This window comes from Staphylococcus sp. GDX7P312P (assembly GCF_008385775.1).
GTDB classification, from domain to species: domain Bacteria; phylum Bacillota; class Bacilli; order Staphylococcales; family Staphylococcaceae; genus Staphylococcus; species Staphylococcus haemolyticus.
Map to the genome: position 1 here is coordinate 1 of NZ_VUKI01000049.1, position 14,434 is coordinate 14,434.

A 14,434-nucleotide genomic window follows, 5' to 3' on the forward strand; every position below is an offset into this window, starting at 1 on the left:
AAAAATTACAATTGCTAAAATTGTCATTAACACTCACCTGACTTCATATTTTTACAAGCACAGCGTTGGTCAGATGTATTAATGATATCTAAGTTTTGATTAATATAATCTAAAAATTCATGATTAAGTTGATACATATGTTTATTACCATTTTTTCGTGTAGTAACTAACTCGTTATCTACTAATGACTTCATATGATGGCTTAATGTAGGTTGTGAAAATTGAAAATGCTCTAGCAAGTCACAAGCACATAACTCCCCACAAGATAGTAAATCCAGTATTTCCAACCTACTTGAATCTGATAAAACTTTTAATATTGTTGATAGTTCTTTATAAGACATGAATATACCTCCTAGACATTTAATAGACTAACATCTATATAGATCTTAATCTATACTCTTTTATCTACTGTTTTTAATTCTATATATAGTTTGGCGTGTAATACCTACTTCTTTAGCTATAGTACTTATAGATTTACCTTGTTCAAGTAATTCAACAACTCGGTAATAAACCAAACGTTTTTGTGGGTCTTTAGCATTGGGAGAATACAGAATAGGTCTCCCTTTATATATCCCTTTTTCTTTGGCTTCTTTAATACATTGAGCTTGTCTACGTTTACTTTCATTTCTTTCTTGTTCTGAAATCATTGCTAAAATTTGAATGATTAAATCTTTCATGAACTTATCTAACAATGGATTTCCAATTGCTTCATTCATCATAGGCAAGCTTGTAATCATCAATTGGACTTCTTTTTCTTTTAAATAGTTAACAGTTTGAATAATCTCATCATAATTCCTGCCTAGACGATCAATAGACTCAACAATTAAACGATCTCCCATTCTTAAAAAATTTAATACTTCTTGAAAAACAGGTCTGTTTTCTATAGATTTACCTGATTGTTTTTCTGTGTAAATTTTCTCAGCACCAAAAGAGTGCAAATTTTCAATTTGTCTATCTAAATTTTGGTTAATGGTCGAAACTCTTGCATATCCAACTATCATTTTTAACACCCTTTCTCATACACCCTAATCATGCAAATAGAAACAGCACTTTACAAGAGTTTTTTATTGTTCGATTAGGGTACACCCTAAATGACAGAAATTAGTATCTTGCAAAAATTGAAATAATAATTTATAGTTAATACATCAAAAAAAATTGATGTATTGTTTTGTTTTTTTATAAAGGAGTTCTATTTTATGAGAGTAAATCATGCAAGCACACTATCTGTTGATTATTTTGTTAGTTATTTGAACCTAATCATGATATCAAGAGAAGTCACTTTAAAAGAAGCTATAATATATGAAGAAAGAGTTTTTTTAAAGGAGAGACTGATATGTATGGTAAAATGACAGAAACTCATTTTAATTTAGCAATACAAGAACTTAAACAAAATAGAGGTATGTAAATATAAGAGAGGTGATCTTTCAATGGAAGTTATTAAATCCAGTCCTAATAGAACCGAGGAAGAACAATTAGATTTTTATGAACAGATGTTTAATGCACTTGCTGATAAAATTAGACTTAAAATTCTACATTCAATACGTCAAAGCGATACAAAATCTTTGTGTGTATGTGATTTAGAGGAATTATTAGAATTAAAACAATCTAAGCTTTCTTATCACCTAAAAAAATTAGTGGATGCCAATATTCTTATTGCTGAAAAGCATGGTACATGGAACTATTATAAAATTAATGAGCAACAAATACAGGTAGTTTTAAATGAAGATACTTGTTGTAAGATACTTTAAGTATCTTTTTTATCACAGTATTAATCAATTTTTTTTGATTAATAAATCAAGAAATATTGATTAAATAAATTTGGAGGCGTCATACTAATGATAGATTCAATCATGGAATTCATAAAAACGTTTTTAATGTTGTTTTTTGAATTATTATTACTATTCATAATCGTGAGTTTCATCGTCAGTCTAATACAACAAGTTATTTCAGAAGAGAAAATAAAAAGATTTTTAAGTAAACCTAATCAAGCTATTAATTATATTCTAGGAATGGTATTTGGTGCTATTACACCTTTCTGTTCTTGTTCTACCATTCCAATACTTGCAGGACTACTAAATTCTAAAGTACCTTTTGGTCCATCTATGAGTTTTTTAATTGCTTCACCATTGATGAATCCATTAATGCTATTTATGTTATGGGCTTTATTAGGTTGGAAAGTTGCAATAGTTTATTTTGTTGTACTAGCAATATTTAGTATCTTAACAGGTTTTGTATTTTCTAAAATGAATTTAGCTGAAACTTATAAAGACGTAAATGTTAAAGGCGATGGATTTTTTGCTAATAAAACGGGATCTCGTTTTAAACAAGCATTAAATGATGCGTGGGCATTTTTATATCCAATGCTTCCTTATCTATTTATTGGTGTATTTATTGGAGCGTTCATATATGGATTTGTACCCGAAACATTTATTACAAAATACGCAAGTGGAGATGGCGTTATATCCGTATTCATTGCATCTGTTATAGGTATTCCAATGTATATCAGACCTGAAACAATGTTACCTATAGCTGAAGCATTAGTATCAAAAGGGATGTCCTTAGGAACAGTAGTTGCATTAATCATAGGTGGTGCTGGTGCAAGTATTCCCGAAGTTGTATTATTATCTAAATTATTCAAGAAAAAATTTGTAGTTTCATTCGTTATCGCAATTTTAGTTGTAGCTGTTGCTACAGGATTAATAGTTAATATGATTGTTTAAGTTTAATGAGGATAAATTAATGAATCAAGAAACTTCAGTAATCAATAGATATGGGAATGCTGCTAAAAAAACATGAAGAAAATTTATGTTGCCCAGTAGAATATGATACAAAGTACTTAAAGATTATACCTGATGAAATCATAGAGAAAGATTATGGTTGTGGAGATCCTTTAGGTAAAATCAAAGAAGGAGATACAGTATTAGATTTAGTTTCTGGTGGTATCAAAGTTCCTTATATAGTTTCTCAAATTGTTGGTGAAACAGGCAAAGTTATTGGCGTAGACATGAACGATGATATGTTAAATCTTGCTAAAAAATATCAAAATTAAATGATTGAAAAAATTGGTTATGACAATGTAAGTTTTTATAAAGGAAAGATTCAAAATTTAAAATTAGATTTAGAAGTATTGGATAAATATTTACAAGAACACCCTGCTAGTGATTTAAATACTTATCAATCTATCAACCAATATATTAATTACTGAGAAAACGAAATGACTATGATAAAAGATAATAGCATAGACGTGGTTATTATCTAACTGTGTTCTAAACTTAGTTTCAACTGAAGAAAAAGAGGCACTTTTCAAAGAAATATATCGTGTTTTAAAAAGATGGTGGAAAAGCTGTTATCTCAGATATTGTTTCTAACGTAGAAGTTCCAGAACAATTGAGACAAGACGAAGACTTGTGGAGTGGTTGCTATTCAGGCGCAATTGAAGAAAATCTTTTGTTGAAGCTTTCGAAAAGGTAGGCTTTTATGGTGTGGAAATAGATAAACGCGAAAATACATGGACTACTATAGAAGATATTAACTTTAGAAGTATGACTGTTATAGCTCATAAAGGTAAAGAAGGGCCTTGTATTGATAAAGGACAATCTGTTATATACAAAGGACCATTTAAACATATTGAAGATCATGTTGACCATATTTTTGAGCGTGGAGAAAGAGCCTTTGTATGTGAAAAAACATTTAATATATTACAGCAAAATCCATATAAAGATGTCTTTGAATTTATCAATGAAAATGAAGAAGCAATTGATTTAGAAGAATGTTGCGATACATCATGTGGTTGCTAAATAACAATTAAAGGAGGTGTTAAAATGGAAAAAAACGCATTTAAAAAAGCTATTTCTAAATTAAAACCTAAAGAACAAGCTTGTTGTTCCGTTGAGATTGAAGAAAATAAAGAGAGCAAAAAGGAGAATACAAATAAAGATCAACAGAATAATAAAGGTTGTTGTTAATGCCGTATCATTAACAATTAAATTAGGGAGCATAAAAGTATGCTTCCTTTTTTAATGGAGGTGCTGAAATGATTAAAAATTTAGCTGACTTTACCGAAGAAGAACGTCAAAAAGCTATGGAAAGGTATTATATACTGGAACCTTATTTTAAAAAATTAAAATCAGTAAGAGGAGTTAGTGAATCAGCAAAAGTACCGAATCGCAAACTTTATAATTGGATTAGTAGATACAAAAATGATGGATTAGCAGGTCTTATAGATAAAACGAGAAAAGACAGAAATCGTATAAAGATAGAAGAAAGTACTATCAAATTCGTTCAGAATGAGTATTTTAGTAACAGAGGAATTTCTATAGCTTCTATACACCGCAAAACAAAACAGTGGTGTAACAATAATACGCTATCTGAACCTAGCTATTATCAAGTTTATAATATTATTAAGTGAATACCTGAAAAATTAAAAGCTTATTCAAATATGAATTCAAAAAATATGCTGAAAAATACGATGGTATTTACACACGTGAGTGTGAGCGCCCTAATGAAATTTGGCAAGCTGACCATACCATGTTAGACATAGAAGTATTAAATGAAAAGAATGAAATTGAAAGACCATGGCTAACAATCGTTTTAGATGATTATAGCAGTGCAATTGCAGGTTTTAGAATAGAGTTTGGAACACCAGATACCCAGAGAACAGCACTTGTTCTAAGACAAGCAATATGGAAAAAGGGAAATTCAAATTGGCCAATTTGTGGGATACCAGAAAAATTCTATACTGACCACGGCAAAGACTATACCTCAGAAAATATGCAACAAGTGTCAGCTAATCTCAAAATAGAACTGATATATTCCAAAATAGGTATACCAAAAGACAGAGGAAAAATAGAACGTTTTTTTCAAACAGTTAATTTAATGTTTCTTGAATTACTGCCTGGTTATACCAAAAATAAAAAATCAAGAAAACATCTTACTTTGGAAGACCTTAATAATAAGTTTGAACACTTTATATTAAATGAGTATCATTATCGTCAACATGGAACAACAAAAGAAAAACCAATACAAAAATGGAATCAACCAGACTTTCTCTCCCAATTACCTGAATCGAGAGAATTGTTAGATTTACTACTATTAACTACAACTAAACATAGAAAAATACACAAAGATGGTATTTATTTTAAAGGGTTAAGATATTTCTCCACTAATCTCATTGCTTATATAACAGAAGAAGTTTTTATAAGATATGATCCTCAAGATATTTCAGAAATTCGAGTTCATTTAAATAATCAATTTTTAAGTATTGCGTATTGCAGTGACTTAGAAAACCAAAGTATAAGTATAAAAGAAATAGGAAGGCTAAGAGCAAATAAGAAAAGAGAATTAGGAAAAAGTATTACTCGGACACGTCACCTCGTTCAAAACCTCAATCACACTAAACCATCAAATGAAGAATTAAGTGATAACGCTAAACAAGTTAAAAAGTCAAAACTAAAAAGGTATAAAAATGACTAATAAAATTTTGGTTGAAACGAAACAGTATCGTCGTTTTGAAGAATTTTGTGATAATTGCGCTAAATATAAATACATGGGAGTTTGTTACGGAAATCCTGGTGTAGGTAAAACATTTTCTACACAATATTATGCTAATTGGGACTATGTAAACCCAATCATTACTGAATTTCAAAAAGCTGATGATAAAGGAAGTAATGTACACGATGATCAATTTTTAAATTGTAAAACGATTTTTTACACAGCACCTCCTGTTAGACCTTCAAGAATTTATAAAGAACTATTGAACCTAGCTAGTGAATTAACATTAGGAAAAATTGGGTATCGCTCATTGAAAAAGCAAGAGGAGTTTAATGGATTAGAAGAACTTGTTAGATTACAACCAAGGAATTATGAAATTGATTTAATTATCATTGATGAAGTTGATAGGTTAAATTATAAAACATTGGAAATTATTAGAGATATTTATGATCAACTTGATATTGGTGTTGTATTAATCGGTATGCCGGGCATAGAGAAACGATTATCAAGGTATCCTCAATTATATTCTCGCATTTGGTTTCAGTCATCAATTTGAAAAATTAAGTAACGACGAATTAAAACACGTTTTAGAATATAGATGGAATGAACTTTCATTACCTTTAAGTTATGAGGATTTTGAAGATTATGAATCTATTAATACAGTAATAAAAATTACCAATGGTAATTTCAGATTAGTACAAAGGTTATTTTCTCAAATTATACGAATTATGGAAATTAACGAATTGAATAAAATAAATGTTGAAGTGATAGAAACTGCTCGAGATGGTTTACTAATAGGAGAAAATGAGTAATTTGAAAGGGCTGTAGTATATGAGATATGCACGTGTACTTTATACTAATCAAAATTTAGATAACCAGATAACTTATTTATTAACCAATGGATGTGATTTAGTTTTTTCTGAAAAAGTAAATGTTTATAGTAAAGAACAAATAGAATTTAAAAGTTGCTTAGAAGAATTAAAAGAGAATGATATTTTAGTTATAACTGATTTGAAAGCTTTAGGTTTAACGCCTAGACAGTTTATAAACTTCCTAGACCACGAAATAATATCGAAAAACTCCCATTTAGAAGTACTTAACCTGGATATAAATACTCAAAATGAATATGGGAAATACTTTATTAGAGTATTCAAAATGTTACTAGAATCTGAAAAGTTCTAGTGCAAGAAAGAACATTACATGGTTTAAATGCTGCTCGAGAAAAAGGTCGAAAAGGAGGACGGCCTCAAAAAATTGAAAAAGCCAAAAGCAAAATATTAAAAAACTATATGATAGTGATAAATATATAGGTGAAGAAATTGCTCAAATGACGGGATTGAGTAGGACTTCAATTTATAGAATAATTAGAGAAAGGTTATAAAACAAAGCAGGTAGACAATCATATAACTGTTTACCTGCTTTGTGCCATTTAAAGAATAAAATTAATGCCATATAACTCCAAAAAAGACACAACAATGTATGAACTTTAATTCAAAAGAAAAAAATAATGAAGAATTATAATTGGGAATATTTTAAAGCACAAATTAATAAAAAGCTTTCAGAACCAAAACCAACTACAGTCAAAGAAAAATTGATGTGGAGCCTGTTTTTGGATTTATGAAAGCTATTTTGGGTTTCACTCGAATGACCGTTCGTGGGATAAATAAAGCCAAAAGAGAACTAGGATTTGTGCTAATGGCACTTAATATAAGAAAAGTAAAAGCTCAACGAGTTGAAAATAATCAAAAACATTATCAAAAAGACAATTTCTATATTATTTCAATAGAAATTGTCTTTATTTACTTATCCTGGAACTTTATGTTCCGTACTCCTTTTTATTGCGAAGATTAATGCATTAGAGGCACTAAACTTGTTAGTAGTAATGCTGCGACAATTGCAATCAACATTACAATTATTATAATTCTTAGCACTTTATTATTCACTATTTAACGCTCCTTATTTAAAAACACTTACATAATACACTTTACTTAATATATAAATTAACCATAAATGATTTTTATACAAATGGCAATCAATTTATTTTTGATATTGTAGAAAATTAGTTAAAATAGAAATCAAATGAGAAAGGGGTTTTGTCATAATGATAAACAGTCAACGATTACTTGAAACATTTTTAGAATTAGTCCAAATAAATTCTGAAACAGGACATGAGGAAGTCATTCAACCCATTTTAAAAAAGAAATTTGAAGAACTAGGTTTAAATGTAATTGAAGATCATGCATCAGAAAAGTCATGGTTAGGTGCTAACAATCTTATTTGTACTTTACCAGCCACTAGTGCGAAAGAAGATGTGTCTAAAATTTACTTCACTAGTCACATGGACACTGTTGTACCTGGAATAAATATTAAACCTCAAATTAAAGAGGATGGTTATATTTATTCTGATGGTAGTACCATTCTAGGTGCTGATGATAAGGCGGGATTAGCAGCAATACTTGAAACCATTCAATATCTTAATGAAAATGAAATTCCACATGGCCAAATCCAATTTATTATTACTGTTGGTGAAGAATCTGGTCTTAAAGGTGCTAAAGAACTAGATACATCATACATTGACGCTGAGTTTGGTTATGCAGTTGATGCGAGTCAACCCGTTGGCACAACAGTAGTAGGAGCACCAACTCAAATGGTAATAAACACAACTATTTTAGGAAAAACAGCTCATGCTAGTACACCTTCAGAAGGTATTAGTGCAATAAACATTGCTGCAAAAGCTATTAGTCGCATGAAGCTAGGACAAATTGATGACTATACTACTGCTAATATAGGTAAATTTCATGGTGGCTCTGCTACAAATATCGTTGCTGATGAAGTAGTTTTAGAAGCTGAAGCACGTTCTCATGATAATCAAAGTATTGAACAACAAATTACTCATATGAAGGAAACATTCGAGACTACCGCACAAGAATTAGGTGGTGAAGCAAAAGTTATCATTGAGAAGAGCTACCCTGGTTTTAAAATAGAAAATGATGACAAAGTAACTCAATTTGCTATCAATAGTGCTAGAGAACTTGGTTTAGCAGGGGATACTGTTATTGCTGGAGGCGGATCAGATGGCAGTATTATTAATACATTTGGAATACCTACAGTCATTTTAGGTGTGGGCTACGAACATATTCACACGACATCTGAACGTATTTCAGTAAATTCACTTAATCAATTGGCAAAACAAATTGTCAAAATTATTGACTTAGTAGCTAAATCGTAATTTAGTTTAGTGAAGTACTTTCAAGTTTTATGATACAATACTATTGAAAAATTGAATGAGAGAGGTAAGTAATATGACTCAACAAATAGGTGTAGTAGGTTTAGCAGTAATGGGTAAAAACCTCGCTTGGAACATTGAATCACGTGGTTATAGTGTTTCTGTATATAACCGTTCAAGCGAAAAAACAGATGAAATGGTTAAAGAATCTAAAGGTAAACAAATCCACCCAACATATTCTTTAGAAGAATTTGTTAATTCATTAGAAAAACCACGTAAAATTTTATTAATGGTTAAAGCAGGTCCTGCAACAGATGCAACAATTGACAGTTTACTTCCATTATTAGATGATGATGACATTTTAATTGATGGTGGTAACACTAATTATCAAGATACAATCCGTCGTAATAAAGCCTTAGCTGAAAGTGGTATTAACTTTATTGGCATGGGTGTATCTGGTGGTGAAGTAGGTGCCCTTACTGGTCCTTCATTAATGCCAGGTGGTCAAGAAGCAGCTTATAATAAAGTGAGTGATATACTTGATGCAATTGCTGCAAAAGCAAAAGATGGTGCATCATGTGTAGAATATATTGGACCAAATGGTGCCGGTCACTATGTTAAGATGGTTCATAATGGTATTGAATATGCAGATATGCAACTTATAGCAGAGAGCTATGCGATGATGAAAGATTTATTAGGTATGTCACATGAAGACATCTCTAAGACATTTAAAGAATGGAATGCTGGTGAATTAGAAAGTTATTTAATTGAAATCACTGGTGATATCTTTACTAAATTAGATGATGACAATGAAGCACTTGTCGAAAAGATCTTAGACACTGCGGGTCAAAAAGGTACAGGTAAATGGACTTCTATCAATGCCTTAGAATTAGGTATTCCTTTAACGATTATTACTGAATCAGTATTTGCTCGTTTCATTTCATCAATTAAACAAGAACGTGTGAATGCTTCTAAGGAATTAAACGGTCCTAAAGCAGAATTTACTGGTAATAAAGATGAATTCTTAGAAAAAATCCGTAAAGCATTATATATGAGTAAAATTTGTTCATACGCACAAGGATTTGCGCAAATGCGTAAAGCTAGTGAAGATAATGAATGGAATTTAAAATTAGGCGATCTAGCAATGATATGGCGTGAAGGTTGTATTATTCGTGCTCAATTCTTACAAAAAATTAAAGACGCTTATGATAACAACTCAGAATTACAAAACCTTTTATTAGATCCATATTTCAAAGGTATTGTCACAGAATATCAAGATGCATTGAGAGATGTAGTAGCAACAGGTGTACGTAATGGCGTACCAACACCTGGATTCTCTGCTAGCGTAAACTACTATGATAGTTATCGCTCTGAAAATTTACCAGCAAACTTAATTCAAGCACAACGTGACTATTTCGGTGCACATACGTATGAACGTAAAGATAAAGAAGGTATCTTCCATACTCAATGGGTTGAAGAGTAATCACATACTAGTTACAGAAGTAAACCAATTCAATGGTTTACTTCTTTTTTAAAAAATTATGCAAACGATTGCACTAAATGATTGACTTCCTAATACGAATTCTATACCATGAAAATATAAAATGATTGAAAGCGTTTACTAAAGTTTAAAGATTGAGGTGATATACAACGGTTACAATTAAAGATGTTGCCAAAGAGGCTAATGTAGCTACATCTACAGTATCGAGGGTGATACGTAACAATGCGAAAATTAGTGAGGCAACTTCAAATAAAGTCAAAGCAGCTATGTCCAAATTAGGATACATACCCAATCAAGCAGCAAGAACATTAATAACAAATAAAACAATGACCATTGGATTAATACAGAAAAGTTCCACCCCTGAAATACGTCAAAATCCATTTAATAGTGACGTTCTTAATGGTATTAATCAGGCATGTAATGTAAGAGGCTATTCAACTAGAATGACTGTGTCGGAAAATAGCGGGGACTTATATCATGAAGTAAAAACAATGATTCAATCTAAAAGTGTGGATGGATTTATTCTTTTATATTCATTGAAAGATGATCCTGTTGAGCACCTACTTTATGAGTTTAAAGTTCCTTATCTTGTAATTGGGAAATCTTTGAACTACGAAAATATAATACATATTGATAATGATAATATCGGTGCAGCTTATCAATTAACACAATATTTATATCATTTAGGACACCGACATATATTATTTTTACAAGAATCTGGACATTATGCAGTTACAGAAGATAGAACAGTAGGATTTAAACAATACTGCGACAACGTTAAACTTTCAAATGACTGTATCGTAATAGAGTCCATGAATGATTTACGTGATTGTATAAAGCAATATTGTATTGATGCTAGTCATAAGCCTTCAGTGATTATAACGTCTGATGCTATGTTAAATATGCAATTATTAAATGTGCTTTATGAATATCAACTGCGCATTCCAGAGGATATACAAACTGCCACGTTTAATACATCTTTTCTCACTGAAAATGCAACACCATCTCAAACAAGCGTGAACATTAACCCAGATGTATTAGGCTTTACAGCAGGCAATACAATCATTGATGTATTAAGAAATGAAACTATTTCTTTTAGAGAAAAATTGATTTCAACTCAAATAGTTGAAAGGGTTTCAACTACAAAAATATAAAGGAGCATAATTATGAATAAAAATTGGTGGAAAGAAGTAGTAGCGTATCAAGTTTATCCAAGAAGTTTTAATGATAGTAATAATGATGGTATTGGTGATTTACCAGGTGTAATCGAAAAATTAGACTATCTTAAAGACTTAGGTATTGATGTTATATGGCTAAGTCCAATGTATAAATCACCTAATGATGATAATGGATATGATATCAGTGATTATCAAGATATTATGGATGAATTTGGTACTATGGAAGATTTTGATCGTCTATTAAAAGGTGTACATGACCGTGGTATGAAACTAATATTAGATTTAGTCGTTAACCATACATCTGATGAGCATCCTTGGTTTATTGAATCAAAATCTAGTAAAGATAACCCAAAAAGAGACTGGTACATATGGGCAGACCCTAAAGATGATGGTTCTGAACCAAATAATTGGGAGAGCATTTTTAATGGTTCAACATGGCAATTTGATGAAACAACTAATCAATATTACTTCCATTTGTTTAGTAAAAAACAACCAGATTTAAATTGGGATAATCCTGAAGTACGTGAATCAGTATTTAACATGATGAATTGGTGGTTTGAAAAGGGTATTGATGGATTCCGTGTCGATGCTATTACACATATTAAGAAAACATTTGAAGCTGGTGACTTACCTGTACCAGAAGGAAAAAAATATGCTCCAGCCTTTGATGTAGATATGAATCAACCGGGTATTCAGAATTGGCTACAAGAAATGAAAGATGAGTCACTAAGCCAATATGATATTATGACTGTTGGAGAAGCCAACGGTGTAAATCCAGATAATGCAGAAGAGTGGGTTGGAGAAGATAAAGGTAAATTCAATATGATCTTCCAATTTGAACATTTAGGTTTATGGAGTACTGGTGATTCTCAATTTGACGTTAAATCATATAAAGAAGTGTTGAATCGCTGGCAAAAGAGACTAGAAGGAATTGGTTGGAATGCACTTTTCATAGAAAACCATGATCAACCTCGTCGTGTATCAACTTGGGGTAACGATAAAGATTACTGGTTTGAATCTGCTACAAGCCACGCCGTTGTGTATTTCTTACAGCAAGGTACACCTTTTATCTATCAAGGACAAGAAATTGGTATGACCAATTATCCTTTTGAAAGTATTGAAACGTTTAATGATGTTGCGGTTAGAAATGAATATCAAATTGTAAAAGAACAAGGTGGAGACGTTGATCAATTATTAAATAAGTATAGAATGGAAAATCGTGATAATTCTCGTACTCCTATGCAATGGAGTGATTCTACAAATGGTGGCTTCACAGAGGGAAAACCTTGGTTCCCAGTTAATCCAAATTATAAAGATATTAATGTAGCTCATCAATTAGATGACGAGCATTCTGTACTTAATTTTTACAAAAAATTGATTCAATTAAAAAAATCGCATGAAATTTATACGTATGGACAGTTTGATTTAATTGATGCAGAAAATGAAAACGTGTTTGCTTATACTAGACAATTAGAAGGCAAAACTGTAGTGGTTGCAGGTAATTTAACCGATAAACAAAGTTCATTAACATTACCTTTTGATATCGATGAGGATGCAATCAAATTACATAACTACAATAGTCAATTAGATGCAACATCACTTAAGCCATTCGAAGCATTTGTAGCAGAAATTTAATTCATAAGCAAGGTTAGGACATACTTTTTTGTCCTAGCCTCTTTTTTATTGAAAAAAATAAAAAATCATTTTACGGCCGTAAATAATACATGACTCATATATTAGAGATGATATAATAAATAAGTCGCCTATCTCTCAGGCGTTTATCTATACGCAGAGAGGGGGTGCTAAAATGGCAGATATTCTTGTGCACATCGTAGCCACAGTAACAAGTGGTTGTATTGTTGCGTTATTTTCGTATTGGCTACGAAACCGTAACAATAAGTAAATAGGCGACAAGCCACACCAAAAAATCCCCTCACTACTGGCATAGTGAGGGGATTGGTGCATAAAATGCAGATATTCTTGTTAGTTAGATTATAACACTTATCGTTATAGATTTGCAAAAAGATATGGTGCTTTGATTAAAAAATGTATTTCTTTGATGTTTACAAATCATAATTTTCTTGTTCAATTGGCAACCATAATTGAATTTTAGTGAATGGGTCCTCAAATGAGATATCAAAGGGATATATTTCAACATATAAGCTATCTCTTTCATAAGGTAAAGTAAGTTGTAAACTTGATTCGATACAATACCAAGCTTCATTAACCGCATAGTCTATTTCACCTTGGAGATTAAATTTTGCATAATGTCTGCCAGGTAATATTCTACTTTCTAAATGAGATGGATATCTATCACTTGGAACACCAATAAATAATTCCAATCCATTATCTAATGGACAAGTGATTACAAATAACTCATATGGACTTATATTATTATACCTTTTTAAATCTTTTATTTTACCATCAAGAATTAAATCTTCTAAAAAATCAGGAACTTTATAAGGATTAGATAAATTATTTGCTTCAATATAACGTACATAACCTACTAATGCTATATCTTCCGTGGTATCTAGTCTATATGGATAAGGTGCTCGTTCAGTAGTTGTCAACTTTATATATAAACGTTCTTGTAATTTTAATTCATCTTTTTTTGTAGATGCTTGAATTGGTGAAATCCCATGAAAATCACTGAAATCATTCGCAAAATCATTTGAACTATGATAGTTATACTTTTTTGCGACATCTACTAACCTCGAAGAACTTTGAACCATTTCTTTAGCAGCTGCAGTCATTTTTCTTGCGTGTGCGTAGTGTTCAGGTGATTGTCCAACAATCATTTTAAATGATTGATCAAGATGGTAAGGAGAAAGACCAACGTAATCACTCAAATCTTGCAAATTAAACGGCTCTAATAAACGATCTTCGATAAATACAATTGCCTGTTGTATCTGCTTGATAACGTCCAAAACTCTCACTCCAATAAATTTACAATCATTAACTTTTATTTTACCTTATTTTTAGAAAATATACATCTTAACATGTGCCATATTGAAAATTTTTTAATAAAAAAGGGTGGTA

At 30.9% G+C, this 14,434-nt stretch carries 15 protein-coding genes and 4 pseudogenes; 15 read left to right on the forward strand and 4 right to left on the reverse strand.

Going from position 1 to position 14,434, the window contains the following annotated elements; all coding sequences use genetic code 11:
- Window positions 1-26 precede the first annotated feature (26 nt).
- Together arsR and F1592_RS11735 are read right to left on the reverse strand one after the other, a co-directional pair.
- Complete coding sequence (arsR, locus tag F1592_RS11730) at window positions 27-341, reverse strand: As(III)-sensing metalloregulatory transcriptional repressor ArsR (RefSeq protein WP_053017304.1); 315 nt, start codon at window positions 339-341, stop codon at window positions 27-29.
- A 60-nt stretch (window positions 342-401) separates the two neighbouring features.
- On the reverse strand, window positions 402-1,001 hold the full coding sequence (locus F1592_RS11735; protein WP_053017302.1) for a recombinase family protein: 600 nt from the start codon (window positions 999-1,001) through the stop codon (window positions 402-404).
- 195 nt (window positions 1,002-1,196) lie between these two features.
- Here F1592_RS11735 and F1592_RS13835 point away from each other — a divergent pair.
- From F1592_RS13835 to F1592_RS11780, 10 genes and pseudogenes are all read left to right on the forward strand, one after another.
- Window positions 1,197-1,405: pseudogene (locus F1592_RS13835) on the forward strand (hypothetical protein).
- Window positions 1,406-1,427: 22 nt separating this feature from the next.
- Window positions 1,428-1,748 (forward strand): ArsR/SmtB family transcription factor, encoded by a 321-nt coding sequence (locus F1592_RS11745; RefSeq protein ID WP_002477737.1) that lies wholly within the window; start codon window positions 1,428-1,430, stop codon window positions 1,746-1,748.
- Window positions 1,749-1,835: 87 nt separating this feature from the next.
- Window positions 1,836-2,720: a permease gene (locus F1592_RS11750; protein ID WP_053017300.1), complete on the forward strand. Its 885-nt coding sequence runs from the start codon at window positions 1,836-1,838 to the stop codon at window positions 2,718-2,720.
- Window positions 2,721-2,739: 19 nt separating this feature from the next.
- Window positions 2,740-3,797 (forward strand): annotated as a pseudogene (locus F1592_RS11755) (methyltransferase domain-containing protein).
- A gap of 24 nt (window positions 3,798-3,821) precedes the next feature.
- Window positions 3,822-3,965, forward strand: a complete 144-nt coding sequence (locus F1592_RS11760) for a hypothetical protein (protein ID WP_009384753.1) — start codon at window positions 3,822-3,824, stop codon at window positions 3,963-3,965.
- Window positions 3,966-4,033: 68 nt separating this feature from the next.
- Window positions 4,034-4,408: a helix-turn-helix domain containing protein gene (locus tag F1592_RS13840; RefSeq protein ID WP_223197241.1), complete on the forward strand. Its 375-nt coding sequence runs from the start codon at window positions 4,034-4,036 to the stop codon at window positions 4,406-4,408.
- Between the two features lie 119 nt (window positions 4,409-4,527).
- Window positions 4,528-5,472 (forward strand): Mu transposase C-terminal domain-containing protein, encoded by a 945-nt coding sequence (locus F1592_RS11765; RefSeq protein WP_233643566.1) that lies wholly within the window; start codon window positions 4,528-4,530, stop codon window positions 5,470-5,472.
- Window positions 5,465-6,302, forward strand: a pseudogene (locus tag F1592_RS11770) (AAA family ATPase). The gene F1592_RS11765 and the pseudogene F1592_RS11770 overlap by 8 nt, the downstream one beginning before the upstream one ends.
- Before the next feature lie 19 nt (window positions 6,303-6,321).
- Window positions 6,322-6,672, forward strand: coding sequence for a recombinase family protein (locus tag F1592_RS13845; protein ID WP_223197242.1), 351 nt, complete (start codon window positions 6,322-6,324; stop codon window positions 6,670-6,672).
- Window positions 6,673-6,948: 276 nt separating this feature from the next.
- Window positions 6,949-7,341, forward strand: a pseudogene (locus tag F1592_RS11780) (transposase); the annotation flags it as partial.
- Here the strand turns inward: F1592_RS11780 and prli42 are convergent.
- The gene (gene prli42, locus F1592_RS11785; protein ID WP_011275700.1) at window positions 7,338-7,433 is read right to left on the reverse strand and encodes a stressosome-associated protein Prli42; all 96 of its coding nucleotides are present in this window, start codon (window positions 7,431-7,433) and stop codon (window positions 7,338-7,340) included. The pseudogene F1592_RS11780 and the gene prli42 sit on opposite strands and share 4 nt — an antisense overlap.
- Window positions 7,434-7,591: 158 nt before the next feature.
- Here prli42 and F1592_RS11790 point away from each other — a divergent pair, with 158 nt between their 5' ends.
- The 5 genes from F1592_RS11790 to F1592_RS11810 all read left to right on the forward strand — a co-directional run bounded on the left by F1592_RS11790 (window position 7,592) and on the right by F1592_RS11810 (window position 13,298).
- Window positions 7,592-8,719: a M20/M25/M40 family metallo-hydrolase gene (locus tag F1592_RS11790; RefSeq protein WP_053017298.1), complete on the forward strand. Its 1,128-nt coding sequence runs from the start codon at window positions 7,592-7,594 to the stop codon at window positions 8,717-8,719.
- A 73-nt stretch (window positions 8,720-8,792) separates the two neighbouring features.
- A complete protein-coding gene (gene gndA / locus F1592_RS11795; protein WP_053017296.1) occupies window positions 8,793-10,199 on the forward strand; it encodes an NADP-dependent phosphogluconate dehydrogenase in 1,407 nt (468 codons plus the stop codon).
- A gap of 176 nt (window positions 10,200-10,375) precedes the next feature.
- The gene (locus F1592_RS11800; RefSeq protein ID WP_037536511.1) at window positions 10,376-11,371 is read left to right on the forward strand and encodes a LacI family DNA-binding transcriptional regulator; all 996 of its coding nucleotides are present in this window, start codon (window positions 10,376-10,378) and stop codon (window positions 11,369-11,371) included.
- Window positions 11,372-11,383: 12 nt separating this feature from the next.
- Window positions 11,384-13,030: a glycoside hydrolase family 13 protein gene (locus F1592_RS11805; protein ID WP_053017294.1), complete on the forward strand. Its 1,647-nt coding sequence runs from the start codon at window positions 11,384-11,386 to the stop codon at window positions 13,028-13,030.
- A gap of 172 nt (window positions 13,031-13,202) precedes the next feature.
- Entirely contained in the window at window positions 13,203-13,298 is a 96-nt protein-coding gene (locus tag F1592_RS11810) for a type I toxin-antitoxin system Fst family toxin (RefSeq protein ID WP_107609979.1), read from the forward strand.
- A 160-nt stretch (window positions 13,299-13,458) separates the two neighbouring features.
- Here the strand turns inward: F1592_RS11810 and F1592_RS11815 are convergent, their stop codons facing one another.
- A complete protein-coding gene (locus tag F1592_RS11815; RefSeq protein ID WP_149809834.1) occupies window positions 13,459-14,322 on the reverse strand; it encodes an AraC family transcriptional regulator in 864 nt (287 codons plus the stop codon).
- Window positions 14,323-14,434 lie beyond the last annotated feature (112 nt).

Bases quoted from the DNA above. Each gene is read 5' to 3' on its own strand.
- arsR (WP_053017304.1), bottom strand. From the start codon at position 341: ATGTCTTATAAAGAACTATCAACAATATTAAAAGTTTTATCAGATTCA.
- F1592_RS11735 (WP_053017302.1), bottom strand. From the start codon at position 1,001: ATGATAGTTGGATATGCAAGAGTTTCGACCATTAACCAAAATTTAGAT.
- F1592_RS11745 (WP_002477737.1), top strand. From the start codon at position 1,428: ATGGAAGTTATTAAATCCAGTCCTAATAGAACCGAGGAAGAACAATTA.
- F1592_RS11750 (WP_053017300.1), top strand. From the start codon at position 1,836: ATGATAGATTCAATCATGGAATTCATAAAAACGTTTTTAATGTTGTTT.
- F1592_RS11760 (WP_009384753.1), top strand. From the start codon at position 3,822: ATGGAAAAAAACGCATTTAAAAAAGCTATTTCTAAATTAAAACCTAAA.
- F1592_RS13840 (WP_223197241.1), top strand. From the start codon at position 4,034: ATGATTAAAAATTTAGCTGACTTTACCGAAGAAGAACGTCAAAAAGCT.
- F1592_RS11765 (WP_233643566.1), top strand. From the start codon at position 4,528: ATGTTAGACATAGAAGTATTAAATGAAAAGAATGAAATTGAAAGACCA.
- F1592_RS13845 (WP_223197242.1), top strand. From the start codon at position 6,322: ATGAGATATGCACGTGTACTTTATACTAATCAAAATTTAGATAACCAG.
- F1592_RS11790 (WP_053017298.1), top strand. From the start codon at position 7,592: ATGATAAACAGTCAACGATTACTTGAAACATTTTTAGAATTAGTCCAA.
- gndA (WP_053017296.1), top strand. From the start codon at position 8,793: ATGACTCAACAAATAGGTGTAGTAGGTTTAGCAGTAATGGGTAAAAAC.
- F1592_RS11805 (WP_053017294.1), top strand. From the start codon at position 11,384: ATGAATAAAAATTGGTGGAAAGAAGTAGTAGCGTATCAAGTTTATCCA.
- F1592_RS11810 (WP_107609979.1), top strand. From the start codon at position 13,203: ATGGCAGATATTCTTGTGCACATCGTAGCCACAGTAACAAGTGGTTGT.